The sequence below is a fragment of the Microbacterium sp. GXF0217 genome, from assembly GCF_054798195.1.
The window spans coordinates 569,463-594,087 of record NZ_JBSJZG010000002.1 but is presented as its reverse complement, the minus strand read 5'-3'; the positions used below and the strand labels follow the sequence as shown (position 1 = coordinate 594,087).

20 protein-coding genes are annotated in these 24,625 nt (G+C 69.2%); 8 read left to right on the top strand and 12 right to left on the bottom strand.

All coding sequences use genetic code 11. The annotated features are described in order from the left end of the window. Position 1: 1 nt before the first annotated feature. Positions 2-451 (bottom strand): Lrp/AsnC family transcriptional regulator, encoded by a 450-nt coding sequence (locus ACWAT3_RS06060; protein WP_460796714.1) that lies wholly within the window; start codon positions 449-451, stop codon positions 2-4. 72 nt (positions 452-523) lie between these two features. Here ACWAT3_RS06060 and ACWAT3_RS06055 point away from each other — a divergent pair, with 72 nt between their 5' ends. Together ACWAT3_RS06055 and ACWAT3_RS06050 are read left to right on the top strand one after the other, a co-directional pair. Continuing rightward, positions 524-1,960 carry a DUF6421 family protein gene (locus ACWAT3_RS06055; protein WP_460796713.1) on the top strand — a complete coding sequence of 479 codons (1,437 nt, stop codon included), beginning with the start codon at positions 524-526 and terminating at the stop codon, positions 1,958-1,960. Positions 1,961-1,978: 18 nt separating this feature from the next. Continuing rightward, positions 1,979-2,611, top strand: a complete 633-nt coding sequence (locus ACWAT3_RS06050; RefSeq protein ID WP_460796711.1) for an SDR family oxidoreductase — start codon at positions 1,979-1,981, stop codon at positions 2,609-2,611. Between the two features lie 60 nt (positions 2,612-2,671). Here the strand turns inward: ACWAT3_RS06050 and ACWAT3_RS06045 are convergent, their stop codons facing one another. Next, entirely contained in the window at positions 2,672-4,144 is a 1,473-nt protein-coding gene (locus ACWAT3_RS06045; protein WP_460796709.1) for an MFS transporter, read from the bottom strand. 48 nt (positions 4,145-4,192) lie between these two features. On the opposite strand from ACWAT3_RS06045, the gene ACWAT3_RS06040 reads away from it, so the two are divergent. Beyond that, on the top strand, positions 4,193-5,260 hold the full coding sequence (locus ACWAT3_RS06040) for a threonine aldolase family protein (RefSeq protein WP_460796708.1): 1,068 nt from the start codon (positions 4,193-4,195) through the stop codon (positions 5,258-5,260). A gap of 154 nt (positions 5,261-5,414) precedes the next feature. Here ACWAT3_RS06040 and ACWAT3_RS06035 read toward each other — a convergent pair whose 3' ends face one another. The 10 genes from ACWAT3_RS06035 to ACWAT3_RS05990 all read right to left on the bottom strand — a co-directional run bounded on the left by ACWAT3_RS06035 (position 5,415) and on the right by ACWAT3_RS05990 (position 15,517). Continuing rightward, entirely contained in the window at positions 5,415-6,497 is a 1,083-nt protein-coding gene (locus ACWAT3_RS06035) for a sunset domain-containing protein (RefSeq protein WP_460796706.1), read from the bottom strand. A 230-nt stretch (positions 6,498-6,727) separates the two neighbouring features. Continuing rightward, positions 6,728-8,122, bottom strand: a complete 1,395-nt coding sequence (locus ACWAT3_RS06030) for an MFS transporter (protein WP_460796704.1) — start codon at positions 8,120-8,122, stop codon at positions 6,728-6,730. A gap of 171 nt (positions 8,123-8,293) precedes the next feature. Continuing rightward, the gene (locus ACWAT3_RS06025; protein WP_460796702.1) at positions 8,294-9,064 is read right to left on the bottom strand and encodes an SDR family NAD(P)-dependent oxidoreductase; all 771 of its coding nucleotides are present in this window, start codon (positions 9,062-9,064) and stop codon (positions 8,294-8,296) included. Between the two features lie 11 nt (positions 9,065-9,075). Beyond that, the gene (locus ACWAT3_RS06020) at positions 9,076-10,047 is read right to left on the bottom strand and encodes a 3-hydroxyacyl-CoA dehydrogenase family protein (protein ID WP_460796701.1); all 972 of its coding nucleotides are present in this window, start codon (positions 10,045-10,047) and stop codon (positions 9,076-9,078) included. A 20-nt stretch (positions 10,048-10,067) separates the two neighbouring features. Further along, a complete protein-coding gene (locus ACWAT3_RS06015; RefSeq protein WP_460796699.1) occupies positions 10,068-11,009 on the bottom strand; it encodes a sugar phosphate isomerase/epimerase family protein in 942 nt (313 codons plus the stop codon). 119 nt (positions 11,010-11,128) lie between these two features. Then, complete coding sequence (locus tag ACWAT3_RS06010) at positions 11,129-11,842, bottom strand: GntR family transcriptional regulator (RefSeq protein ID WP_460796698.1); 714 nt, start codon at positions 11,840-11,842, stop codon at positions 11,129-11,131. A 23-nt stretch (positions 11,843-11,865) separates the two neighbouring features. Next, positions 11,866-12,615, bottom strand: a complete 750-nt coding sequence (locus ACWAT3_RS06005) for a triose-phosphate isomerase family protein (RefSeq protein WP_460796696.1) — start codon at positions 12,613-12,615, stop codon at positions 11,866-11,868. A gap of 2 nt (positions 12,616-12,617) precedes the next feature. Next, positions 12,618-13,073 (bottom strand): ribose-5-phosphate isomerase, encoded by a 456-nt coding sequence (locus ACWAT3_RS06000; protein WP_460796695.1) that lies wholly within the window; start codon positions 13,071-13,073, stop codon positions 12,618-12,620. Between the two features lies 1 nt (position 13,074). Continuing rightward, entirely contained in the window at positions 13,075-14,796 is a 1,722-nt protein-coding gene (locus tag ACWAT3_RS05995; RefSeq protein ID WP_460796694.1) for a dihydroxyacetone kinase family protein, read from the bottom strand. Between the two features lie 121 nt (positions 14,797-14,917). Continuing rightward, entirely contained in the window at positions 14,918-15,517 is a 600-nt protein-coding gene (locus ACWAT3_RS05990; RefSeq protein ID WP_460796693.1) for an NUDIX hydrolase family protein, read from the bottom strand. Positions 15,518-15,623: 106 nt separating this feature from the next. Here ACWAT3_RS05990 and ACWAT3_RS05985 point away from each other — a divergent pair, with 106 nt between their 5' ends. The 5 genes from ACWAT3_RS05985 to ACWAT3_RS05965 all read left to right on the top strand — a co-directional run bounded on the left by ACWAT3_RS05985 (position 15,624) and on the right by ACWAT3_RS05965 (position 24,608). Continuing rightward, positions 15,624-16,280 (top strand): alpha/beta hydrolase, encoded by a 657-nt coding sequence (locus ACWAT3_RS05985; RefSeq protein ID WP_460796691.1) that lies wholly within the window; start codon positions 15,624-15,626, stop codon positions 16,278-16,280. Positions 16,281-16,507: 227 nt separating this feature from the next. Beyond that, positions 16,508-18,145, top strand: a complete 1,638-nt coding sequence (locus ACWAT3_RS05980; RefSeq protein ID WP_460796690.1) for an ABC-F family ATP-binding cassette domain-containing protein — start codon at positions 16,508-16,510, stop codon at positions 18,143-18,145. A gap of 95 nt (positions 18,146-18,240) precedes the next feature. Beyond that, entirely contained in the window at positions 18,241-22,884 is a 4,644-nt protein-coding gene (locus ACWAT3_RS05975; RefSeq protein WP_460796688.1) for an ATP-dependent helicase, read from the top strand. Positions 22,885-22,993: 109 nt separating this feature from the next. Then, positions 22,994-23,842, top strand: coding sequence for an EI24 domain-containing protein (locus tag ACWAT3_RS05970; RefSeq protein ID WP_460796686.1), 849 nt, complete (start codon positions 22,994-22,996; stop codon positions 23,840-23,842). Beyond that, positions 23,835-24,608 carry a DNA-formamidopyrimidine glycosylase family protein gene (locus ACWAT3_RS05965; RefSeq protein WP_460796685.1) on the top strand — a complete coding sequence of 258 codons (774 nt, stop codon included), beginning with the start codon at positions 23,835-23,837 and terminating at the stop codon, positions 24,606-24,608. The genes ACWAT3_RS05970 and ACWAT3_RS05965 overlap by 8 nt, the downstream gene beginning before the upstream one ends. The last annotated feature ends 17 nt before the right edge of the window (positions 24,609-24,625 follow it).

The following is a 24,625-nucleotide window of genomic DNA, read 5'->3' as shown; positions in this document are numbered from 1 at the left end:
CCTATTCGGCGGGGACGATCGGGCGGTGCTCGTAGAACGTCTGCAGCACCACAGTCGTCCGCGTCGAGACGTTGGCCGCGAGGCGGATGTCGCGCACCAGCTCTTCCAGAGCACGTGGCGTCGGGACGCGCACGAAGAGCATGTAGCTCGCCGCCCCCGCGATCGAATGGCAGGCCTCGATCGCGGTGAGGTGCTCGAGCAGCTCGGGAGCATTGTCCGGCTGCGCGGGGTCGAGAGGAGTGATCTCGATGAAAGCAGAGAGCGGCTTGCCGACCTGCTCGGCGTCGACGAGCGCGCGATAGCCCGTGATGATCCCCCGGGATTCGAGTCGCTTCAAGCGCGACTGCACGGCGGACGTCCCCAGCCCCACCGCCTCGGACAGCTGAGCGAGGGTGGCGCGTGCATCACGGGAGACCTCGGCGATGATCGCGCGGTCGACAGCATCTTCCATACATGGAAGAATATCGGTCATCTCACGCTTTCACCGGAGATATTCCGCCACACCTCAGAATCGGAGGTCCCGATGTCCACTCTTCCTGCTGCCAAGGCCATCATCGGCGAGCCCGAGGTCGTGGAGGATGCTTCAATCGCGGAGACGTCCGCCGCGTGGACGCAGCTGAAGGAGGCGGCCATCGCGATCCGCGCACTGCAGACGCAGGACGGGTCGATCCCCTCGACCGACGCGGCCGGTGGAGCAGACCACGCCGCGCGCGAGCATGTCGCCGCGATCGTCGCCGGCATCCGCGCACTCTCGCCCGCGTTCCCGCACGACGCCGAGTACTTGAACGCGTCGGTCGCGGACTTCGAGCGCTGGGCGGACTCCGGGTTCGGTGTGCCCGACTTCCTGGACTCCCTCGTCGCTTTCCAGCCGCAGCAGCATCGGGTCGACGGCATCCGTCATCTCGTCGTCTTCCCGATGTACACGCAGAACGGATCCAGCGACCGGCTCGTCGAGGCGCTGATCGTCGAGGCGATCTGGCCGGAGTTCATCGCCGAGCTGGAAAGCGGCGACTACGGCAACAAGCTGTTCGTCTCGCTGCGGCTGATCGACTTCACGCCCGGCTATGACACGAACTCTGCCGTGCTGTTCCCGGAGACCGTCGCGATGCGGGAGATCCCCCCGTTCACGTGGGGCGCGATCTTCCAGGACCGCGAGGCCGCGCGCTACCGCCGCGTGGTGCGTGCGGCCTCCGAGATCACGAAGCTGGACCTCCCTGCTGCCGCCGCGCGGATGCTGGATGATCAGGACCTCACCGAGAAGACCTTCGTGATGTGGGACATCATCCACGACCGCACACACATGCGCGGCGACCTGCCGTTCGACCCGTTCATGATCAAGCAGCGGATGCCGTTCTTCCTGTATTCGTTGGAAGAGCTGCGGTGCGATCTGACGGCGTTCCGGTCGTCGGTGGAGATCGGTCAGCGCCTGGCTGCGCGGGCTTCTGCGGGTGAGGAGCTGTCGGATGCCGAGCAGCAGATGCTCGAGCACGCCGGACTCGTGCAGTACGCGGTGATCTTCGACCGGATCTTCCGGTTCGCGATCACCGGGTCGCGGGTGCGCAACTACGACGGGCTCGGCGGACAGCTGCTGTTCGCCTGGCTGCACCAGCGCGGAGTGCTGCACTGGACGGACACGCAGCTCGCGTTCGACTGGGACAGCGTTCCGGATGCGGTGATCGCGCTCGGCGCGGCGATCGACGAGCTGTACTGGCGGTCGATCGACCGGCCGAAGACCGCGCACTGGCTCGCCGCGTACGAACTGGTCAGTTCGGTGCTGACGCCGAACCCGGCGTCCGTGTGGGCGCGCGGGCTCTCGGACGAGGTGCTGGGCGGCCCCCCGAAGGGATTCACGGATGCCGTGCTCGCCGACGAGTTTCCGCTGTCTATGTTCTTCGAGGCGCTGGAGAAGAAGATGCGCGACGTGATCGCGTCGACGCAGGGGATCCGCGGCACGGACTGACCGTCGTCGGAGTAGATCATGATGACGCAACGCGTGGTGCTGGCTGGCGCGACGAGCGCGGCCGGCTTGGCGGTGACGCGTGCCCTGGTGGATGCCGGGGCGCGCGTGGTCGCGACCGGACGGTCGGCGGATCGGCTCGAGGCGCTCCAGGATGCCGGGGCGCAGGTCGAGGTGGCAGACGCGACCTCGCTGGCGGAGATGACCGCGCTGGCGGCCACGCTCGGGACGATCGACGGAGTGATCCCCCTCGTCGGGGGGTGGCGCGGTGGCGGCGGGCTCTCCGGTCAGAGCGACGAGGACTTCGATGCGCTCCTTCCTGCGCTGCAGGCCGTTCGGGCGACGAGCAGGGCATTCGATGGGGCACTCCGCGCGTCGGATGACGGACGCTTCGCGATCGTCTCCTCCACCGCGGTCGCCCGCCCTCTCGCCGGCGGTGCGAACTACGCCGCGATCAAGGCGGCCAGCGAGGCATGGGCTCGCGCCGTCGCACAAGGGTTCGCGAAGGCGGCCAGGGATGCCGAGCAGCCGATGCGCGCGGCATCCGTCGTCTTCCGCGCGAAGAGCCTGGAACCGGATGCTCTCGCCGCGGCCGTGACCGCGCTGTGGGACCGGGACGCCGCGGCCCTGAACGACCAGATCATCGAGATCTGAACGTCTCCGCGCAGGCGGGCTCGGACTCGCTCCCGTCGCTCCACGATCGAGAGGTGAAGATCAGGACCCGCGATGCTCGGGGTACTCCGGCGGTAGGCCGCGCACGGGCGGCGGCGCGTCGGGAGCGCGCGCGTCGGAGACCCGGGCATCGGCGCGCGTGTCTTCCAGATCGGTGTCGACGGCATCCGTCGGCTCGGCGTCCGGTCCGACCTCCTGCTCGGGGGCCGTGGCGTACAGCTCAGTGAGCTTCCGGTACGAGCGAGTGAAGAAGGCCAGACCGCCGATGATCACCATGATGATCCCGGCGAACAGGCAGATGAGGGCGATGCCCCGCGCCTCTCCGTCGCCGAGCAGCCAGCCCCACTGCTGCCGCCCCGGCGCACTGTCCATGTACGGGATGATCCAGAACTCGGCGATCGGCGCGATGAGGAACGCCGTGATCGGTGCGGCTGCGGCCTCCATCGCCGCGGCGACCCCGAACACCCGACCCTGCCGCTGATAGGGCACGACCTTCTGGATCACCGTCTGCTCCGCGGCCTCGGCCGGCGGCACGAGCATCATGTAGAACCACATGCCGACGACGTACAGCGGCCACCATTCGCGCAGCATGAAGACGGCGCCGAGCAGTCCCATCGCCATGACCACGAACAGCAGTGTGCGCACCGGGCGCTTGCCGAGACCGAACTTGGCGACGAGCGCGCCGCCGATGAGGAACCCGGTCGAGGCGAACGCCAGCGCGAAACCCCACACCTGTGCGCTGAACAACGTCAGCCCGTACGGGTCCATGAGCGCCATGTAGACGCCGCCGATGAGGTTATTGAAGGTCGAGAACACGATCAGCGCGAACAGGCCTGGTGCGAGCCGGATCGCACGAACGCTGCCGCGGAAGTCGAGGGCGCTCGAGGAGCCATCCGCATCGGGCTCCGGGTCGTCCTCGGGGATCCGCACGAACAGCAGGTGCACGAAGGTGAGCGCCATGGCGGCGATCGCGATCATGAGCGTCCAGCCCATGCCGAGGAACCCGATCGACAGTCCGGAGAACACGCTCGTCACCAGGAAGGCGAGCCCCTGCACCGTGCCGACGAGTCCGTTGGCGTTCGCCCGCTTGTCCTCTTCGATCAGCAGCGTCACGGTGGTGGACAGGGCGATGTTGCGCAGCTGCTCGATCACGCCGCCGAACAGGATGACACCGGAGAACAGCCAGAACCAGGGCCCGCCGAGGTTCAGCAGCTCGGACTCTGGCTGCCACAGGTAGAGGACGCCGGCGACGCCGAAAGCGACCGCCGAGATGACGCTCGACAGCACCATGACGGCGTGCTTGCGGTGCCGGTCGACGATCGTGCCGAACACCATCGCGAAGATCGCGACGAACAGCATGTAGGCACCGCCGATGATGCCCGTGGCGAGCACCGACTGCGTCTCGATGTACACCCAGAACGTCAGCGCGAACCACAGGAAACTCGTCGTCACGTTCGCGATGAGCGTGTTGACGAGGACGTTCGCGAAGGCGCGTTTCGCAAGAGTCCGGTCCATGGCTCCGAGAGTAATCGGGACCGCCGACATCCGACATAGGCTTGTGTGGTGAGCACCCTTCATGACCCCGCGATCCGGGGATTCGCGTCGGACAACTACTCCGGCATCCACCCCGAGGTTCTGGCGGCCATCGCCGCCGCGAACGACGGGCACCAGGTCGCCTACGGCGAGGACGTCTACACCGAGCGGCTGCAGGACGTCTTCCGCTCGCACTTCGGTGCGGATGCCGAGGCGTTCCCGGTCTTCAACGGAACCGGCGCGAACGTCACCGGCCTGCAGTCCATGCTTCCGCGCTGGGGCGCGGTGATCTCGGCATCCACCGCCCACATCAACGTCGACGAGGGCGGCGCTCCGGAGCGCATCGGCGGGTTCAAGCTCCTGACCGTACAGGCGGACGACGGCAAGCTCACCCCCGAACTCGTCGACCGCGAGGCCTGGGGCTGGGGCGATGAGCACCGCGCGCAGCCGCTCGTCGTCTCGATCACCCAGTCCACCGAGCTCGGCACTCTGTACACACCCGACGAGATCCGTGCCCTGGCAGATCACGCGCACGCGCGCGGCATGAAGCTGCACCTCGACGGCGCGCGCATCTCGAACGCGGCCGCCGCTCTCGGCGTGCCGTTCGCCGCCTTCACCGCGGATGCCGGTGTCGACGTCCTGAGCTTCGGAGGCACCAAGAACGGCGCCATGCTCGGCGAGGCCGTCGTGGTTCTGAACCCCGCTGCGTCGGATGGCCTGATCTACTCGCGCAAGTTCAACATGCAGCTGTCTTCGAAGATGCGCTTCGTGTCGGCTCAGCTCATCGCGCTGCTCGACGGCGACCTCTGGCTGCGCAACGCCACGCACTCGAACGCGATGGCCCAGCGCCTGCGGGCCGGCATCGAGTCCGGACTCGCCGACGGCGCGATCCGGGGCGTGAAGTTCACCCAGCCGACGCAGGCCAACGGCGTCTTCGCGACGCTGCCCGACGGCGTCGCCGACCGGCTCCGGGAGTCGTTCCGCTTCTACGACTGGGACGCCGCGCGCAACGAGGTGCGCTGGATGTGCAGCTTCGACACCGCCGAAGAGGACGTGGATGCGTTCATCGCCGAGATCGGCCGGCTGACGACCGCGTGACCGGCTGGGAGGGCGCGTTCAACCTGCGCGATCTCGGCGGGCTCGCGCGGATCGGCGGCGGGACGACCGTGCCAGGGCGCGTGGCCGGGTCAGGTGTCGAACCGGGCTCGCCAGCCGCATCGGGGGCAGGCGCGCGGACCTCTCGGCCGAGCAGTCAGAGCTTCGACTTGCGATAGCCGGCGGCGACGGCCGCCGCCTCGGTGCGGAAGCACTCCTCCGGTTTGGTCTTCTCGTAGTATCGGCCGCCCGGCACGTGGTAGATCCCCGAGTTCGCGTTGCCCTTGATGGGAGCCCAGGACGGGCAGTTCCACTCGGAGGCCGGGGTGGTCCGGTTCGGGTAGTACACCTTTCCGGTGGCGGAGGATGCCTTGGTCGCCGTCGCATAGCCGGGCTTCGAACCGGTGACCTTCACCGTGATCGTCTTCCCGACGAGGGCTGCCGAGAGCGCGAGCGTCGACCCGGTGGCCTTCGAGATCGCTGCGCCGTTCGCGTACCACTGGTAGGTCAGCACGGTGCCAGCCGTCCAGGTTCCGGCCACCGCGGTCAGGTTCGTTCCCACGGCTGGAGTTCCCGAGATCCTGGGCGTCGGAGCCGTCAGGATGCCGCGCACGCTCACCGTCGCCTTCGAGGTGCGGCTGGCGTTCGCGTAACCGCTCTTGCTTCCGGTGACGGCCACGGTCACGGTCTTGCCGGCCGCCGACGCCGGGATCGTGAAGGTCGAGGCCGTCGCCTTGGATGCCGCGACTCCCGCGATGTACCACTGGTACGTGAACGCCGTGCCGGAAGTCCACGTGCCCGGCTTCGCCGTGAGCTTCTGCCCGACTTGCACCGTGCCGGTGATCGTCGGGGTCGCGGTCGTCAGCGCTCGCAGAACGGCCGCCGTCGCCGCGGAGGTCTTGGATGCGGTCGTATAGCCGGGCTGCGAACCGGTGACCTGCACGGAGATCTTCTTGCCGACGAGCGATGCGGTGAGCGCGAGTGTCGAGCCCGTGGCCTTTGCGATGCGTGCACCGTTGGCGAGCCACTGGTAGGCGAACGCGGTTCCCGCGGTCCATGTCCCGGGTGATGCCTTCAGCGTCTGCCCGATCGTCGCGGTTCCCGTGACCTTCGGCGTACCGATGGTCAAAGAAGAAGCCGCCGAGACGATGCCTGCCTGGGGCACGCCACCCGCGGTCGAAGCGGATGCCGGCGTCGGCGACAGAGCCACCATCGACGCGATCAGAACGGCACTGGACATGATTCCCGCGATAGCGCGCAACGGGCGCGCTGACGTTGCATTCCCCATGAGATCCCCTCGAGACGGCGCCCCAGCAGATCGCCGCGCCTTCGATATGAATACACGTTGTCGCGCAGGGTCCGCAACTCGATGGCGAACCATCGAGCCGCCGTCCGACGTGAACCCACCGCAACAGGAGAAGCGGGACGTGCATCCCTCCGATGCACGTCCCGCTTCCGTTCGATTCCGGGTCAGTGCCCCGGAACGGCTTCCTCGACCAGCAGCGCGTCGGCCTTGGCGCTGAAGTAGCGCGTGGTCCACATGAGGATCGCGCCGAGGAAGGCGAAGACTCCCAGGGACACGACGCCCCACGCTCCGCTGTCGGTCGGGACGGCTTCGTTGACGCCGGTGCGCATGATCGGAGCGACGAAGCCGCCGAGGTTGCCCAGCGAGTTGATCAGTCCGATACCGGTCGCTGCTGCAGCGCCCGTGAGGAACGACGTCGGGAACGACCAGGTGATCGGGCCGGTGGAGAGGAACGCCGCCACGGCGATCGTGATCGCCACGATGCCGAGCAGGCTCTGCCCGTTGGCCCCGGCCCAGGCCGAGATGAGGATCGCGACGCCGGTGATGAAGAAAAACAGCGTTCCCCAGTTGCGGCGGCGCTTGACGGAGGTCGCGAACTTGCCGACGTAGTAGCAGGCGAACAGACCGACAGCCCACGGGATCGCCGAGACGAGCCCGACCTGCCAGCCGACGTCCTGACCGATGAGACCGGCCACCTGCTGCGGCAGGTAGAAGGTGGTGCCGTAGACGGCGATCTGCAGGCAGAAGTAGATGGCGGTGAAGTACCAGACCTTCCAGCTGATCAGCGCGGCGCCGATCCCTCGTGGTCCGTCCGCCTCCTTGACGGAGTTCTCGTGCTCCATGACGTCCTTGAGCGCGGACTTCTCCTGATCCGTCAGGAACTTCGCCTTCTGCGGCGAATCCACCAGGAAGAAGAAGGCGGCGATACCCGCGGCGACGGCCATCATGCCCTCGACGAAGAACATCACCTGCCATCCGGCCCACGGCGTGACCTGCTCGCCGAAGCTGATGAGTCCGCCCGAGAGCGGGGCGCCGAGCATCTGCGAGAACGGCTGCGCGAGGTAGAACAGCGCGAACATCTGCACGCGGCGCTTGTTGGGGAACCACTGCGCCAGGAACATGATGACACCGGGGAACAGACCGGCCTCGGTCACACCGAGCAGGAAGCGCAGGATGATGAACATCGTCTCGCCGTTCACGAACGCGAACAGCGAAGCGACGATACCCCAGGTGATGGCGATACGGGCGAGCCAGAAGCGCGCACCGAACTTGTCCAGCAGCAGGTTCGAGGGGATCTCGAACAGCGCGTAGCCGATGAAGAAGATGCCGGCGCCGAGCGCGTAGGCACCGGCGGAGATGCCGCGATCGACCTCCATCGCGGCCTCAGCGAAGCCGACGTTCGTGCGATCCAGGAACGCGACGAAGTAGAGGATGATGAGCATCGGCATGAGGCGGAAGGTCGCCTTGCGGATGCCGCTGGCCAGGTGAGGGCTGTTGAGCAGGCCCTGGGCGACGGTGACGTTGGTGCGCGTCGTCTCGCCGAAATCGGATGCGGACACGAGGACTCTCCTTTGAGCAGTTAGGGGTTTGTCGGGTGATGCCGGGTCAGCTGCCCAGTGCCGGGATGATCATGACGAGGCCGACGGCCACGCAGATCACTCCGAGCACCAGGAAAGCGATGCGACCTTTGGACCAGGAACGGGTCATGCGGGTGCTCCCTTCGGGGATCGTCAGTGCATGTAGAGGCCGCCGTCGACGTTCAGGGTCTGACCCGTCACGAATCCGGCATCCTCACTGATCAGGTAGGCGACCGCAGCGGCGATGTCCGTCGGGGTGCCGATCCGGGGCAGCACTCCGTCGGCGGCCATCGCGGTCTTGCGCTCGTCGGTCAGGGTCCCGCCCATGATGTCGGTGTCGATCGGGCCGGGTGAGATCACGTTGGCCGTCACCCCGACCGGACCGAGCTCGCGCGCGATCGATCGCATGAGGCCGATGACACCGGCCTTCGACGCCGAGTACGGCGTCTTCGAGAAGGTGCCGCCGCCGCGCTGGGCGGACACCGATGAGATGCCGACCAGGCGACCCACACCGTTCTCGGCGAGGGTGCGCGAAACGCGCTGGGTGATCCAGTGCACGCCTTCGAGGTTGATCGACTGCACACGATGCCACTCCTCGGGCGTGACCTCGAGGTACGGGATCGGCGACGAGACACCGGCGAAGTTCACCAGCGCCACGACCTGCGGAAGCTCGGCCTCGAGAGCGTCGACGGCCGCGACGGCCTGCTCGCGGTCGGCCACGTTGGCGCCGGCGCCCGCGGCGCGGACGCCGTGCTTCTCGGCGACCTCGGCCGCCGTGCGCTGCGCAGCTTCACCGTCGACGTCGATGATTCCGATGTTCCAGCCGCGCTCGGCGAGGTAGAACGCGGTCGCGCGACCGATGCCGCGGGGGCTCGCCGCACCGGTCAGGATCGCGGTGCGCTCTGCGGGGAAGGGAGTTGCCATGATCGGGTCCTTCAGCTCTGTGCGGGGTGGATCGGGGCAGGGCCCAGTTCGTCGATGAGCTTCTTCATCGCGACGTAGGCCTTGTTGCGGTAAGCGACGAGCTCCGGCGTCCGGTCGGCGGGCACGTCGAGGAAACCGGCTCCCGACTTCGTACCGAGCTTGCCTGCCTCGACGAGGTCGGCGAGCGCCTTCGGCGTGGCGAACCGCTCGGGGAACTCGGTCTGCAGCGACGCGTAGCAGAACGCGTAGACGTCGAGCCCTGCCATGTCGGCGATCGCGAACGGGCCGAAGAAGGGCAGGCGGAACCCGAACGTCGTGCGGACGATCGTGTCGATGTCCTCGGGGCTCGCGACACCCTCCTCCACGAGCTGGGTCGCCTCGTGGAACAGCGCGTACTGCAGACGGTTCAGGACGAACCCGGTGGCGTCCTTGACGCGTGCCGTCTCCTTGCCTGTCGCCGCCACGATCTGCTCGACGACGGGAAGCACGGCGTCGGACGTCTCGGCGTGCGGGATCAGCTCGACACCGGGAATGAACGGCGCGGGGTTCGAGAAGTGCACGCCGAGGAAGCGCGCCGGGTTCGTGACGGCCTCGGCCAGCTTGCCGATGAGGATCGTCGACGTGTTGCTGCCGATGATGGCGTCCGGTGCCGCGGCCTCCGAGATGCGGCGCAGAGTCGCGTGCTTGATCTCGATCTTCTCCGGCACGGCCTCCTCGATGAACGAGGCACCGGCGACGGCGTCCTCGATCGTCGCGGCCCTCAGCCGCTCCGCGATGATGACCGATGCGTCGGCGGGGAAGAGTCCGTCGGCGGCGAACTGCGCGGCCTCCGTGATGAGGCGCTCGCGATTGCCGCGGGCGATCTCGATGTCGACGTCGGCGATGCGGACGTCGGCTCCCGACAGCGCGAGGGACTGGGCGATGCCGCCGCCCATGTATCCGCTGCCGATGACGGCGTAGACGGGGCGTTCCTGGTCAGTCATGTCAATCGTCTCCTTCGAGATCAGGCGTTGGCCGGAAGCAGAGTCCGGAGGTAGTCACGGTTGGTGGCGCAGACGCCGAGGCTGTCGCCGCCGTACTGCTCCATGAGGAAGGGCCCGCGGAAGCCGAGCTCGACGGCGCGAGCGACCATGTCGCGGTAGTTGATGAGCCCGAGCTCCATGCTCGTGGGCACCGAGGTCTGCCAGGTTCCGTCGGCCGACTCGTCACGGATGTAGTTCTTGACGTGCCAGTAGTTGGCGTACGGCAGGGTCTTCTCGTGCATCTCGCGCCAGTCCTCGATGGGACGGTGCAGGCGAACGAGGTTGCCGATGTCGGGGTTGAGTCCGACGTTGTCGAGCCCGATCTCCTCGATCAGGCGCACAGCGCTGTCGGCCGTTCCGAGGTAGGTGTCTTCGTACATCTCCAGGGCCATCGGCAGGCCGACGGATGCCGCGTGCTCCCCGAGTTCCCGCAGGCGCTTCACCGCGAGTGCACGGACCTCGGCGTCGTCCGGGTCGACCGGTCCCTGCGCCGTCCAGAACCACAGCGCCTGGCGCTGCGCCTCGGAGAACGGCTGGTGCAGACCGGTGGAGAACACCTGCATGCCCAGATCGGCCGCGGCGTCGATCGCCCGGTGGGCGTACGCGAGGTTCTCCTCGCCCTTGCCCGGCTCGATCACGCTCTGGCGCTGCACGTGGACGGAGATGAGATCGACGCCGTGACTGCCCGCGATCGTCTTCAGCTCGGCGCGCCGCTCGGCCGACAGATCGGAGGGGCGGATGTGGTTGTCGGCGATCTCGAGCGCGGTGAACCCGAGCCGTTCGATCTGCGCGAACACGCCGTCCCAGACGTCAGCGGAGGCGTCGTGCAGACTCGTGCCGGCGGGGACGGCGTGGCTGAATCCGTGCATGCAGACGGCGATGGGCCAGTTCTCACTGGTGAGGGGCTGCGACGATGCGGTCATGACGACTCCGTTGACGATCCTGTTTCCGACATCCTGTCGGCATTCATAGATCCTATAGGAAATAGAGCGAAGCGCAAGCCCCGGTTCGCGCCGACGCGCTCAGGACCGTTGCAGCCGACTCAGGCCTTCTCGAGATCGAGCGACCTGGCTCGCACCTGGGCGATGTGCCGACGCATCTGCTCCTCCGGCGCGTCGGCGTCGTCGCTGGCGAAGGCGTCGACGATGGCCTCGTGCTCGGCGATCGCCTCGCGCACATCCGTCACGCCGTGCTCGGCCGACTGCCGCATCCGGTGCAGCTGGGCGCCGAGCGACTCCGACATCTCGGTCAGGTAGCGGTTGCCGCAGTGCTGGAACACGACGCGGTGGAACGCGGCATCCGCGGCGAAGTACGCCGTCGTCAGTTCGACGTCGGTCGTCGCGGCGCGCAGCGCGGTGATGACCCGCTCGCCGATGCGACGATGCGATTCCTCGGCGACCCGCAGCTCGTCGAGCATCTCTCCGCTCGCAGGTGTCGCCAGGCGGGCCGCACGGGATTCGAGCATGATCCGCGCATCGAACAGCTCCTGGAGCTGCGCGCGTCCGAGCGGCGGCGCCACGCGGTAGCCCTTGAGCGCCTCACGGGTGACGAGCCCTGTGCGCTCGAGCTGCACCATCGCCTCCCGCACCGGGGTGGGCGAGACGTTCAGCTGACGCGCGATCGTGTCGATCGACAGCCGGGCACCCGGCGCCGCCTCGCCGCTGAGCAGCAGCTGGAGGATGCGTTCATAGACGTGGTCCCGCAGGCCACGGCGCTCGATGGTGGCATCCAGCCCGACCAATCCCCCATCAGTCATCGTCTTCTCCCTCTCGACGGCGATCACGCCGTCAGTGATCCCACCTCATCGAGGATGTCACGAAAAGCCGTCGGGTCGTGCGCGAATCGACCGAGGAACAGGCCATCCACGCTGTCCGCGATCTGCGTGAGCAGTCCCGGGCCCGCGCTGCCGCCGTAGATCACGGACGCATCCGAATCCGCCGGCATCCCGGCGCGCAGCGCGTCGCAGACGCCACGGATGTGATCCTGTCCGGCCGGCGCCGGGGCGCCGATCGCCCACAGCGGCTCGTGCGCGATCACGACAGGGCCGGTGACCCCGGCATCCGATGCGGGGGCGAGCGCGGAACGGATCTGCGCGAGACAGGCCTGCGCAGCGTCCTCCGGCGCCATCCGTTCAGCCTCCCCGACGCACAGGATGGGCGTGAGGCCGTTGCGCAGCGCCGCGTGCGTCTTGGCGGCGACCACCTCATCGGTGTCGCCGAAGAGCCGTCGCCGCTCGGCATGGCCGACCTCGACGAACCGGCAGCCGAGCTCAGCCAGCACGCGCGCCGAGACCTCTCCGGTGAATGCGCCCTCATCCTCGGTGGCGACATTCTGGGCGCCGACGGCGAGCGCGCCGCCGTGGTCGAGCGCCGCAGGGATCGACGGATACTGCGGGATCACGAACGCCGTCACGGCATCGCGAGCCGGATGCGAAGCGAGGATCTCGGCGACATCCGAGACCCACGCGAGCGTCCTGGCGTGCGAGAAGTACATCTTCAGGCTCGCCCCGATGAGCATCCGACCCGCCATGCTCAGCGTCCTTCGTAGGCGCAGATCTCGTCGACCTTCTCCGCCGACGCGCTCTGCGGGTCGAACGTGTAGGTCAGCCACTCGCGCGCGAGGCGCCGAGCCAGCTCGATGCCGATCACGCGCTGGCCCATGCACAGCACCTGCGCGTCGTTGGAGAGCACCGAGCGCTCCACGCTGAACGAGTCGTGCGCGGTGACGGCACGGATGCCCTGCACCTTGTTCGCCGCGATCGCGACGCCGAGACCGGTGCCGCAGATGAGGATCGCGCGATCGGCCTCGCCCGCGGCCACCTTCTCGGCGGCCGTGGTGGCGATGGTCGGATAGTTCGTGTGTCCGTCCGCGTTGACGCCGACATCGACGACGTCCGCCACGAGCGGGTTGTTCAGCAGGTCGGCCTTGATGCGCTCCTTGTAGTCGAAGCCCGCATCGTCCGAACCGATCACCAGTCGAAGTGCCATGTCAATCATTCCCCTTCAGGATGTCGAGAACCGTATGCGTGATGAGCGCGAATGAGACCGCGCCTGGGTCGGGTGTGCCGAGGCTCTTGTCGCCGTGCGAACGCGCGCGGCCGAGTTTGGCAGTGAGGTGGGCGGTGGCCTCCGCGGCCTCGGTCGCGGTGTTCGCGGCACCCGTCCAAGCGGGGATGAGGTCGTCACCGGCATCCAGTCGCTCGTTCAGCCGATCCGCGAACGGGACGATCGCGTCGATCATGGTCTTGTCGCCGACGGTGGCCTTGCCGAAGGACATCACGGCGTCCTTCATGCGCGCGACGCCAGCTCCGACGGCTGCGGCGTCGACGCCAGCCTCGTCTCCCAGCGACATGCCCAGCGCGACGAGCATCTCGCCCCAGATCGCACCGGAGGTTCCGCCGCCCTTGTCGGCCCAGGCATCACCGGCGTGCTGCAGAGTCGTGCGCGCGCCGGCGCCGCCATCGACGGCCTCCGCGGCCGCAGCCGCCGCCGCCCTGCTCCCGCGCTGCATGCCGATGCCGTGGTCGCCGTCGCCAGCGATCCGGTCGATGCGGCCCAGTTCGTCGGCCTCGGCATCCAGCATCGCGGCCATCGAGGAGAGCGCCTGACCGATCGTCTGCGCGGCGGCGCGGGACGCGTCGGAGGCCGCGCCGATGACGAACTCCTCGTCCTCGGCGGCGACCGTGTCGACGACCACGCGCCCCTCGACCGCGCCGCGGCGGAAAGCCGGGGTGTCGCACGCCGCGAGCCAGAGCTCTTCGAGTTCGTCGTCCAGCCAGAGGAGCGTCAGGGAGACCCCGGCCATGTCGAAGCTGGTGCAGAACTCTCCCACCTCCGGCGAGACGACCGTGATGCCCGCGTCGGCGAGCAGACGATCGACCTCGGCGTAGACGACGTAGAGCTCCTCGTACTTGACGCTGCCCAGCCCGTTCAGGATCGGCACGACGCGGGCGTTCTCGCGCGCCACGCCGTCGGGGATCTCCTCGAGCAGCGACTCGACGAACAGCTGAGCGAGGCCCGCGGCCGTCGGCACGTCGACCTCGTCGATGCCCGGCTCGCCGTGGATGCCGAGGCCCACCGCCATGCGACCCTCAGGAACCGTGAACAGCGGCTCGTCCGCACCAGGAAGAGTGCAGCCGCTGAAGGCGACGCCGAGAGAGCGAGTGCGGTCATTCGCCGCGATCGCGAGGCGCTCGACGTCGTCGAGGTCGCGGCCGGCTTCCGCCGCGGCGCCGGCGATCTTGAAGACGACCAGGTCGCCGGCGATTCCGCGGCGCTTCTCGCGCTCGGATGCCGGGGCGCTGGAGATGTCGTCGGTGACGGTGACGGTTCGGCAGTCGACGCCCGCTGCGCGCAGACGCTCCTGCGCCTGACCGAAGTGCAGCACGTCGCCGGCGTAATTGCCGTAGCTGAGGAGGATGCCGCGCCCCTCGTGCGCCGCGGTGGAGACGGTGTGCACCTGGTGGGCGGACGGCGAGGCGAAGAGGTTGCCCATCACGGCGCCGGCGGCGAGGCCCGGGCCGACGAGGCCGGCGAACGCCGGGTAGTGGCCGCTGCCGCCGCCGATCACGACCGACACGATGGGATCAGCGCCCCGCGTCGAGCGGACGACGCCGCCGTTCACTGGACGCACCCACCGCGAGCTCGCGGCGACGAAACCCGCCACAGAATCGGCGGCGAAGTCGTCCGGATCGTTGAACAGGCGCGTCATTGCGATCTCCTTAGAGCGGGGCGGCCGCGGATATCGCTGCCGTGCTCAGAATCCTATAGGAAATCGGATAGAAGTGCTACGTGCAGGTACGCCCCCGCTCCGAAGGGCGAGTCCGCGCTCGTCAGCGCAGCAGGCCGAGAGCGGCGAGCGCCTGACGGATGAGCGTGCCCCGACCGCCTTCCATCTCGGCCGAGACTTCGGCGGACGCGGCATCCTCCGGCGAGAACCACGTGACTTCGAGAGCATCCTGCCTTGGTTCGCACGTACCGGTCACCGGAACGATGTAGGCCAGCGAGATCGCGTGCTGCCGATCGTCGTGGAATGCGCTCACACCGGGGATCGGAAAGTACTCCGCGACCGCGAACGGCGCCGGCTGCGGCGGGAGCAGCGGAAACGCCATCGGCCCCAGATCGTTCTCGACGTGACGGAACAGCGCGTCGCGGATCGTCTCGCCGAAGCGGACACGACCGGACACGATCGTGCGGGTCATCTCGCCCAGCGGCGTCGAACGCAGCAGGATCCCGACCTCGGTGACCTGTCCGACGCCATCGGTGCGCACCGGAAGCGCCTCGACATAGATCATCGGCAGACGGCGTCGCGCCTCGGCCAGTTCGAACTCGCTCAGCCAACCCGGATTCGCCGCCCCGGCCGGCACCTCGCTGAAGTGCGCGAGGTCGTCGCCGGAGTCCTCGGGATCGGGGTCGGGTGTGCGGACGCTCATGGGTTATTTCTACCAGGCGGACCTGCGCAGCGGTTCCTCGTCGGCGCGCCCCGCCCGATGGACCGAGACCGCGGTTCCTGTCCGAGGTCGCTGGCAGGATGGTGGCGTGGATGACGCGCTGAGGATCGACGAAACTGCCACGCGCTGGGCGCCGGGCGACCGAGACGGCCTTCCCCTCGTGGTGCTCCTGCACGGCTACGGGTCGAACGAACACGACCTGTACGGGCTGATCCCCTACCTGCCGGACGGCGTGGCCGTCGCCTCGATCGCGGCGCCTCTCACGCCGCCTTGGCCGATGCCCGGCCGATCCTGGTATCCGATCGAAGACCTCGCTTCGCGCAGCCCCGAACCGACGACGGCCGCCGCCCGCGCACTGCTCGCCTGGTTGGATGCCGCGGCCCCCGGAGCGCCATCCGTGGCGCTGCTCGGGTTCTCGCAGGGAGCGGCCGTCTCCCTGCAGGCGCTGCGGCTCGAACCCGAACGCTTCGACGCGGTCGTCGCACTGAGCGGCTATGCGACGCCGGGCGACCTGCCGCGCGACGAGGACCTGCGCCAGCTGCGTCCCGCCGTGTTCTGGGGGCGAGGCACGCACGACGACGTCATCCCGCCCGATCTGATCGCGCACACGGCGCTCTGGCTGCCCGAGCATTCGGATCTGTCCGGGCGCGTTTATCCCGGGCTCACGCACAGCGTCTCGGAGGACGAACTGCTCGACGTCCGCGCGTTCCTCGACAAGTGGCTGGAGCGGATCGCCACCGCCTGAGGCAGTCCCGTCCGCGACACGCCCGGGTTGCACGATCGCTCCCACGCGGGTATCGTCGCCATGTCCTGTCCGCCGTGTTTGGAAGTCCTTTGATCTGAATCGTCGCCTCCGCGCTCACTTTCCCGCGCGCTGACCCGACGATCCTTCACGGACACGGCATCCTCCGCCTGCTACGGCGTCGAGCGATCCCCGGTGTCAGTGCACCCTCGCACTCGACAGGAGACACCATGTCAACCCCGACCCCTCACGCATCGGTCACCCTCGACCGACTCACCTTCACCTGGCCGGACGGCTCCGTCGCGCTGGACAGCGTCTCCGGCGCATTCGGCACCGGACGCACCGGCCTCGTCGGACGCAACGGCTCAGGCAAATCCACGCTGCTGCGACTCATCGCCGGCGAGCTCGAACCGACGACGGGCAGCATCCACTCCACCGGGGAGATCGCGTATCTCCCGCAGCGGCTGACGCTCGATACCGGGCGTCGCGTCGCCGAGCTCCTCGGGGTCGCCGGAGCGCTCGATGCGGTCCGAGCGATCGAGTCCGGCGACGTCGACCCCGCGCAGTTCGACGCCGTCGGAGACGACTGGGACATCGAGGCGCGCGCCGAGGCATCCCTCGCCGAAGCCGGACTCGACCCCTCGTTCCTCGACCGGAGCGTCGGCGAGCTGTCCGGCGGCGAAGCCGTGCTGGTCGCGATCGCGGGCATCCGTCTGCGTCGCGCACCGATCACGCTTCTCGATGAGCCGACGAACAACCTCGACCGCGACGCGCGCGCCACGCTCGCCGACATGGTGCGATCGTGGAAGGGGACGCTCGTCGTCGTCAGTCACGATCTCGCCCTGCTCGAGCTCATGGACGACACGGCCGAGCTCTACGCGCACTCACTGAGTGTGTTCGGCGGGCCGTACTCCGAGTGGCGCTCCTGGTTGGATGCCGAACAGGATGCCGCGAAGCAGGCCGAACGCGATGCCGCCCAGGCGCTGAAGAAGGAGAAGCGCCAGCGCATCGAGGCGGAGTCCAAGCTCGCGACCCGCGCCAAGATGGGCCGCAAGGCCTTCGAGGAGAAGCGGGTGCCGAAGATCATCGCCAACGGCCGCAAGATGGCCGCCGAGGTCTCGGCCGGCCGGCTTCGAACGGAGGTCGCCGCGAAAGAGGATGCCGCACGCTCCGCCCTGGATCAGGCCGGCCGCCGAGTCCGATCGGACGACACCATGAAGATCGAGCTGCCCGATCCCGATGTCTCCCGCACTCGTCGCATCGCCACCCTCAGCGACGACGATCGCGAGTGGATCATCCAGGGCCCGGAGCGCGTCGCACTGATCGGGCGCAACGGCGTCGGCAAGACGACGCTGCTCGAGCGCCTGGTCGCGAGCGGAGCCGCTGTCATCGACGACACCGGCTCGGATCGGAGCAGCAGCGAGCGACCGGTGCGCGCCGAAGCCCACACCGCCCGCATCGGCTACCTGCCGCAGCGCGTCGACGGGCTCGACGAGACGCTCTCCGTGTTCGAGAACATCGCGGTCGTCGCGGCATCCATCCCCGAGAAGGAGCTGCGCAATCGGCTCGCACGCTTCCTCATCCGCGGCGGGACGACGGACCGCCCGGTGGGGGCGCTCTCGGGCGGCGAGCGCTTCCGGGTCGCCCTGGCGAAGCTGCTGCTCGCCGACCCGGCGCCGCACCTCGTGGTGCTCGACGAGCCGACGAACAACCTCGACATCGACACGGTCGACCAGGTCGTCGAAGCACTGAGGGCGTACCGCGGCGCCGTGCTCGTCGTGAGCCACGACGACGCGTTCCTCGCCCGGCTCGGTCTCGATCTCGCACTCGAGATCGATCAGGAGGGCCGACTCGTGCAGGTCGGCTGATCGCGACGCGGGTACGCGCGCAGCGATGCCGATCGTCCGACCGGTGCGTCCGACATCATCGACCCGATGTCGGACGCACCGACCATGATGGAGAGATGAGCGACGCTGCGACGGGCTCAGGACATGACGTGCTCGAGCGATTCACCCCCGCGACCCAGGATTGGTTCCGCGGGGCGTTCGCCGCACCCACCGACGCGCAGGCCGGCGCCTGGGACGCGATCTCGGCCGGCAAACATGCTCTGGTCGTCGCGCCGACAGGATCGGGCAAGACGCTGTCGGCCTTCCTCTGGGCGATCGACAGGATCTTCCGCGAGCGGTCGGCGGCCGGGCCTGCGGATGCCGATGATGACGCACCGCGCACGCGAGTGCTCTACATCTCGCCGTTGAAGGCGCTCGGCGTCGATGTCGAGCGCAACCTCCGCTCTCCTCTGGTCGGCATCGGGCAATCCGCGCGGCGACTCGGCATCCCTGCTCCCTCCGTCACCGTCGGCGTGCGCTCGGGCGACACGACCTCGAGCGACCGCCGCAAACTGGTGTCGAATCCACCGGACATCCTCATCACGACGCCCGAGTCGCTCTATCTCATGCTCACCAGCCGCGCGGGCGAGACCCTGCGCGGCGTGCACACCGTGATCATCGACGAGGTGCACGCGGTCGCCGCGACCAAACGAGGCGCCCACCTGGCGGTGAGCCTCGAGCGCCTGGACGCCCTGCGCCGCGCCCGCGACGCCGAGTCGCCGGCGCAGCGCATCGGGCTGTCCGCGACGGTGCGGCCGATCGACGAGGTCGCCCGCTTCCTCGGCGGTTCGGAACCGGTCGAGATCGTCGCACCGCGCGCGACGAAGACGTTCGAGCTCGGCGTCGTCGTCCCGATCCCCGATATGACGAACCCGCCGGCACCGCCGGGGGTGCCGGATCCGATGGCGCCGGCCGATGCGGAATACACCGAGGTCACCGGTTCGGTGTGGCCGCACGTCGAAGAGGCGATCGTCGACCGGATCCTGCAGAACAACTCCACGATCGTGTTCGCGAACTCGCGCCGCCTGGCCGAGCGCCTCACCGGCAGACTCAACGAGATCTACGCCGAACGCAGCGGCGAGAGCCCGCCACCGGCTCCGGCGCGGCGGGTGCCGGCCGCGATGCCTGCGCAGGGCGGCGCGACCTCGGGCGCGGATCCCGTACTCGCGAAGGCCCACCACGGATCGGTCTCGAAAGAGCAGCGCGCCCAGGTCGAGGAGGAGCTGAAATCCGGCGTCCTGCGCTGCGTCGTCGCGACCAGCAGCCTCGAGCTCGGCATCGACATGGGAGCCGTCGATCTCGTGATCCAGGTCGAAGCGCCGCCGTCCGCAGCATCCGGTCTGCAGCGGGTCGGACGCGCAGGCCACCAGGTCGGCGAGGTCAGCCGCGCGGCCCTGTTCCCCAAGCACCGCGGCGACGTCCTGCACACGGCGATCGTGACCGAGAGGATGCTCGCGGGCAAGATCGAGGCGATCTCCGTGCCCCGCAATCCGCTGGACATCCTGGCCCAGCAGACGGTCGCCGCGTGCGCGATCGATCCGATCGGCGTGGAGGAGTGGTTCGAGACGGTGCGCCGGTCCGCGCCGTTCCAGTCGCTGCCCCGCTCGGCCTACGAGGCGACGCTCGACCTGCTGGCCGGTCGCTTCCCGTCCGACGAGTTCGCCGAGCTGCGCCCCCGCCTCGTCTGGGATCGGGATGCCGGAACGCTCACCGGACGACCCGGCGCGCAGCGCATCGCCGTCACGAGCGGCGGGACGATCCCGGACCGCGGTCTGTTCGGCGTCTTCGTCGCCGGCGAGTCGACGGGCGCGAGGGTCGGCGAACTGGACGAGGAGATGGTCTACGAGTCCAGGGTCGGCGATGTCTTCACTCTCGGAACCACGAGCTGGCGCATCGCCGAGATCACACACGATCGTGTCAACGTCATCCCCGCCTACGGTCAACCGGGGCGAGTTCCGTTCTGGCACGGCGACGGCATCGGGCGCCCGTTCGAGCTCGGCGAAGCGCTCGGCGCCTTCTCGCGCGAGGTGTCGTCCGCCGAACCGGCGAAGGCGACGCAGCGGCTCATGGACGCCGGTCTCGACGCGATGGCGCGAGACAACCTCATGGCCCATCTGGCCGAGCAGCGCGAGGCCACCGGCACGCTGCCCACCGATCGCACGCTGACCGTCGAGCGCGGCCACGACGAGGTCGGCGACTGGCGCATCATCCTGCATTCCCCGTACGGCATGAAGGTTCACGCACCCTGGGCCCTGGCGATCAACGCCCGCGTCCGCGAGCGCCTCGGAGTCGAGGGCTCCGCGGTCGCCAGCGACGACGGCATCATCGTCCGGATTCCGGATGCCGAGAGCGAACCGCCGGGCGCGGACCTGTTCGTGTTCGACCCGGACGAGCTCGAGCAGCTCGTGACGGAAGAGGTCGGCGGTTCGGCCCTGTTCGCCTCGCGCTTCCGCGAATGCGCGGCCCGCGCGCTGCTCATGCCCCGGACGAACCCGAATCGCCGCTCCCCCCTCTGGCAGCAGCGTCAGCGCAGCGCCCAGCTGCTCGAAGTGGCCAGGCGCCACCCCACGTTCCCGGTGATCCTCGAGACGCTGCGCGAAGTGCTGCAGGACGTGTACGACCTGCCGTCGCTGCGCGCGCTGGCGACGTCGATCGCCGATCGCCGTGTGCGCCTCGTCGAGACCGAACCGGCCCAGCCGTCGCCGTACGCGCGCGATCTGCTGTTCGGTTATGTCGGCGCCTTCATGTACGAAGGCGACTCCCCGCTGGCCGAGCGACGCGCCGCCGCACTGTCGGTCGACCCCGCGCTGCTCGGCGAGCTGCTCGGCACGGTCGAGATGCGCGAGCTGCTCGACCCCGAGGTCATCGCCCAGTTCGAACGCGAGGCGCAGCGGCTGGATCCCGATCGCCGCGCCCGCGGTCTCGAGGGCGTCGCCGACCTGCTGCGGATGCTCGGCCCGATGGATGCCACCGAGATCGCCCAGCGGCTCGCGCCCACCGATGATCCCACCGATGCGCACACGCCGCTCGAAGCCGCGTACGCCCACCTCGACGCGCTCGTCACCGCTCGGCGCGCGATCCCGGTCACGATCGGCGGGGTCGCCCGCTTCGCGGCCATCGAGGATGCCGCGCGTCTGCGCGATGCACTCGGCGCCGCACTGCCGACCGGCATCCCCGTGGCCTTCCTCGAGCCGCTCGCCGATCCCCTCGGCGACCTGATCGCCCGGCATGCGCGCACGCACGGGCCGTTCACGACGGATGCCGTGGCGGCCCGATTCGGCATCGGAACAGCCGTGGCCCGACACACCCTTCAGCGTCTCGAGAGCGCAGGACGGATCAGCAGCGGCTATTTCCTGTCCGCCGCCGAAGCCGCAGCCGACGCTGGTCCGGAGTGGTGCGACACCGAAGTGCTGCGCCGGCTGCGGATGCGGTCGCTCGCGGCCATCCGCGGCAGCGTCGAGCCGGTCGAACCGACCGCCTTCGCGCGCTTCCTGCCGGACTGGCAGCATCTCTCCCGCCCGGTCGAGGGCCTGGACGGCGTGCTCAGCGTGATCGAGCAGCTCGCCGGTGTGCCGATTCCGGCGAGCGCGTGGGAATCTCTCGTCCTGCCGTCGCGCGTGCGCGACTACGCCCCCGCGATGCTGGACGAACTCACTGCGAACGGCGAGGTCCTCTGGTCCGGCCACGGGACGCTCCCCGGACGCGATGGCTGGGTGTCGCTGCATCCTGTCGATCTCGCCCCGTTCACGCTGCCAGAGCCCGACGAGACCGAGATCGCTGCGGATTCCCTCGAAGCCCGGCTGCTGGGCGCTCTCGGAGTGGGTGGCGCATCCTTCGCCGCGCCCCTGCGCGACCGCGTCGGTGCCGAGAACGAGCAGTCCGTACTCGACGCCTTGTGGGCGCTCACCTGGTCGGGTCGCGTCACGAACGATACGTTCGCGCCGGTCCGTCAGCTGCTCGCGGGCGGCTCCCAGGCGCACAAGGCCGTACGTCGTGCGCCCCGGGCACGCACCTACCGCGGAGTGTCATTCGCAGGCACCGTGGCCCGACCGACTCTCACCGGCGGCCGCTGGTCGCTGCTGCCTCCCGGCGAGACGGATGCCGCACGGCGCGCCACCGTGACCGCGGGGCTGCTTCTCGACCGCTACGGCGTCGTCACGCGCGGATCGGCGCAGTCCGAGGGCGTCCCTGGTGGTTTCGCGCAGGTGTACCGCGTGCTGGCCGGGTTCGAGGAGGCCGGGCACTGCCGTCGCGGGTACGTCATCGAGAAGCTCGGGGCTGCGCAATTCGCGGCATCCACCACAGTCGACCGTCTGCGCACCTTCGCCGGGCTCTCCGACCCGCCGCCGCGCCACGCGATCACCCTTGCCGCGACCGACCCGGCCAATCCGTATGGTGCGGCGCTGCCCTGGCCGCGACGCGAGGGGGTGACGCACCGCCCAGGCCGCAAGGCCGGCGGAATCGTGGTCCTCGTCGACGGTGCGCTCGTGCTGTATCTCGAGCGCGGCGGGCGCACGGTGCTGGCGTTCGGGGAGGACGACGAGGCGCTGCGTGCCGCGGCATCCGATCTCGCAGCGACCTCCCGTGCGCGCCGACTCGAGACCCTGACGGTCGAGAAGATCAATGGCGAGCCGGTCTACGGCACGCCGTTCGCGATCGCGCTGCAGGAGGCGGGATTCGTCGCGACGCCGCGTGGCTTCACGCTGCGCAAGGCCGTCTGAACGCGGCGGTGGATGCGCGAGCGCCGTTGCTGCGCGCGGCGCACCCGCCCGAAGCGTGACCGAACACCGGAGCCGTGCCGATGTCCGCGCCGCACTCTACGCTGGAACGATGCTGCGGGAGTTCGGGATCGGCGTCGGAATGCTCATCACAGGCTTCCGGTTCTGGACCGTGCGCCCGAAGCTCATGGCCCTCGGCCTGATTCCCGCCGTCATCGCGTTCTTCGTGCTCGCCGCAGTGCTCGTCCCGTTCGGCTTCAGCCTCGGCCTCGTGACCGACTGGGCGACGCCGTTCGCCGACGGATGGATCAGCCCATGGCGGGAGATCCTTCGGGTGAGCCTGGGCATCGTGATGTTCATCGCAGCCCTCACCCTCGCCGGCGCCGTGTTCACCGCCCTCACGCTGACGATCGGCGACCCGTTCTACCAGCGGATCTGGCGCGGGGTCGAGCGCTCGATGGGCGGCGAACCCTCCGGAGAGACCGGCTTCTGGACCACCGTCGGCGAAGGCATCCGACTGATCGCGCTCGGCATCCTGGTGGCGCTGCTGACCCTGGCGATCGGCTTCATCCCGCTCGTCGGCGGCTTCCTCGCCGGCGCGACGAGCATCGTGCTCACCGGTCGCCTGCTCGCCCGTGAGCTCACCGGTCGGGCCTTCGATGCGCGCGGTCTGACGAGCTACTCACGGTCGGAGGTGCTGCGGGTGAGCCGTGCACGCGTGCTCGGTTTCGGCGTCGCGACCCAGCTGTGCTTCATGATTCCGCTCGGCGCGATCATCACCATGCCAGCGGCCGTGGCCGGATCCACCAGCCTCGCGCGCTCGCTGGTCGAACGCGCACGGAAGCCGGTGCCGCCAGCCCCTCCGGTCGCCGGATCGACACCCCATCAGCCGCCCCGTCCGGTCGCCGGATCGACACCCCACCCGCCGGCGCTACCCGCCCCGCCGAGTCCGAATGCCTGAGGGCGACACCGTCTTCCGCACCGCACGGCGCCTGACCGAGGCGCTCGCGGGGCAGACCGTGACGCGCTTCGACCTGAGGGTTCCGCGCGCGGCGACCGCCGATCTCACCGGCGCGGTCATCCATGGTTGCGTCGCGCGGGGCAAGCACCTGCTGCTGCGCATCGGCGACGACACCCTGCATTCCCATCTGAGGATGGACGGCGCCTGGTACCTCTACGCACCAGGGCAGCGATGGCGGCATCCGGCGTTCCGCGTGCGCGCGATCGTCGGCACCGCCCACCGCGAGGCCGTGGGCGTGGACATCGCCGAGGTCAGCCTCCTCCGAACGAGAGACGAGGACCAGGTCGTCGGCCATCTCGGACCCGATCCGCTGAGCCCGCAGTGGAATGCCGCGGAGGCCGCCGCGCGACTGAGTGCGGATCCGCGCAGCATCCACGTGGCCCTGCTCGACCAGCGCAACGTCGCCGGATTCGGCAACGAGTACGCGGCCGAGCTGCTGTTCCTGCGGGGCATCCTGCCGACGACCCCGGCGGCGGACGTCGACACCGGCGCGCTCGTCGCACTCGGCGCCAGGACCATCCGTGCGAACCGCGACCGGCCGGATCGCACCTTCACCGGGGTCGCGCGACGAGGCCAGACCGACTGGGTCTACGGCCGCGCCGGTCAGCCGTGCCGGCGGTGCGGGACGCTCATCCTGAGGGGCGAACAGGGCGCCGATCCGACGCGCGAGCGCGTCACGTTCTGGTGTCCGACCTGCCAGAGCTGACCATTCCGCGCGCCCAC

Excerpts from the sequence above, each read along its gene's own strand:
- ACWAT3_RS06060 (WP_460796714.1), bottom strand. The coding sequence starts at position 451 with ATGGAAGATGCTGTCGACCGCGCGATCATCGCCGAGGTCTCCCGTGAT.
- ACWAT3_RS06055 (WP_460796713.1), top strand. The coding sequence starts at position 524 with ATGTCCACTCTTCCTGCTGCCAAGGCCATCATCGGCGAGCCCGAGGTC.
- ACWAT3_RS06050 (WP_460796711.1), top strand. The coding sequence starts at position 1,979 with ATGATGACGCAACGCGTGGTGCTGGCTGGCGCGACGAGCGCGGCCGGC.
- ACWAT3_RS06045 (WP_460796709.1), bottom strand. The coding sequence starts at position 4,144 with ATGGACCGGACTCTTGCGAAACGCGCCTTCGCGAACGTCCTCGTCAAC.
- ACWAT3_RS06035 (WP_460796706.1), bottom strand. The coding sequence starts at position 6,497 with ATGTCCAGTGCCGTTCTGATCGCGTCGATGGTGGCTCTGTCGCCGACG.
- ACWAT3_RS06025 (WP_460796702.1), bottom strand. The coding sequence starts at position 9,064 with ATGGCAACTCCCTTCCCCGCAGAGCGCACCGCGATCCTGACCGGTGCG.
- ACWAT3_RS06020 (WP_460796701.1), bottom strand. The coding sequence starts at position 10,047 with ATGACTGACCAGGAACGCCCCGTCTACGCCGTCATCGGCAGCGGATAC.
- ACWAT3_RS06015 (WP_460796699.1), bottom strand. The coding sequence starts at position 11,009 with ATGACCGCATCGTCGCAGCCCCTCACCAGTGAGAACTGGCCCATCGCC.
- ACWAT3_RS06010 (WP_460796698.1), bottom strand. The coding sequence starts at position 11,842 with ATGACTGATGGGGGATTGGTCGGGCTGGATGCCACCATCGAGCGCCGT.
- ACWAT3_RS06005 (WP_460796696.1), bottom strand. The coding sequence starts at position 12,615 with ATGGCGGGTCGGATGCTCATCGGGGCGAGCCTGAAGATGTACTTCTCG.
- ACWAT3_RS06000 (WP_460796695.1), bottom strand. The coding sequence starts at position 13,073 with ATGGCACTTCGACTGGTGATCGGTTCGGACGATGCGGGCTTCGACTAC.
- ACWAT3_RS05995 (WP_460796694.1), bottom strand. The coding sequence starts at position 14,796 with ATGACGCGCCTGTTCAACGATCCGGACGACTTCGCCGCCGATTCTGTG.
- ACWAT3_RS05990 (WP_460796693.1), bottom strand. The coding sequence starts at position 15,517 with ATGAGCGTCCGCACACCCGACCCCGATCCCGAGGACTCCGGCGACGAC.
- ACWAT3_RS05980 (WP_460796690.1), top strand. The coding sequence starts at position 16,508 with ATGTCAACCCCGACCCCTCACGCATCGGTCACCCTCGACCGACTCACC.
- ACWAT3_RS05975 (WP_460796688.1), top strand. The coding sequence starts at position 18,241 with ATGAGCGACGCTGCGACGGGCTCAGGACATGACGTGCTCGAGCGATTC.
- ACWAT3_RS05970 (WP_460796686.1), top strand. The coding sequence starts at position 22,994 with ATGCTGCGGGAGTTCGGGATCGGCGTCGGAATGCTCATCACAGGCTTC.
- ACWAT3_RS05965 (WP_460796685.1), top strand. The coding sequence starts at position 23,835 with ATGCCTGAGGGCGACACCGTCTTCCGCACCGCACGGCGCCTGACCGAG.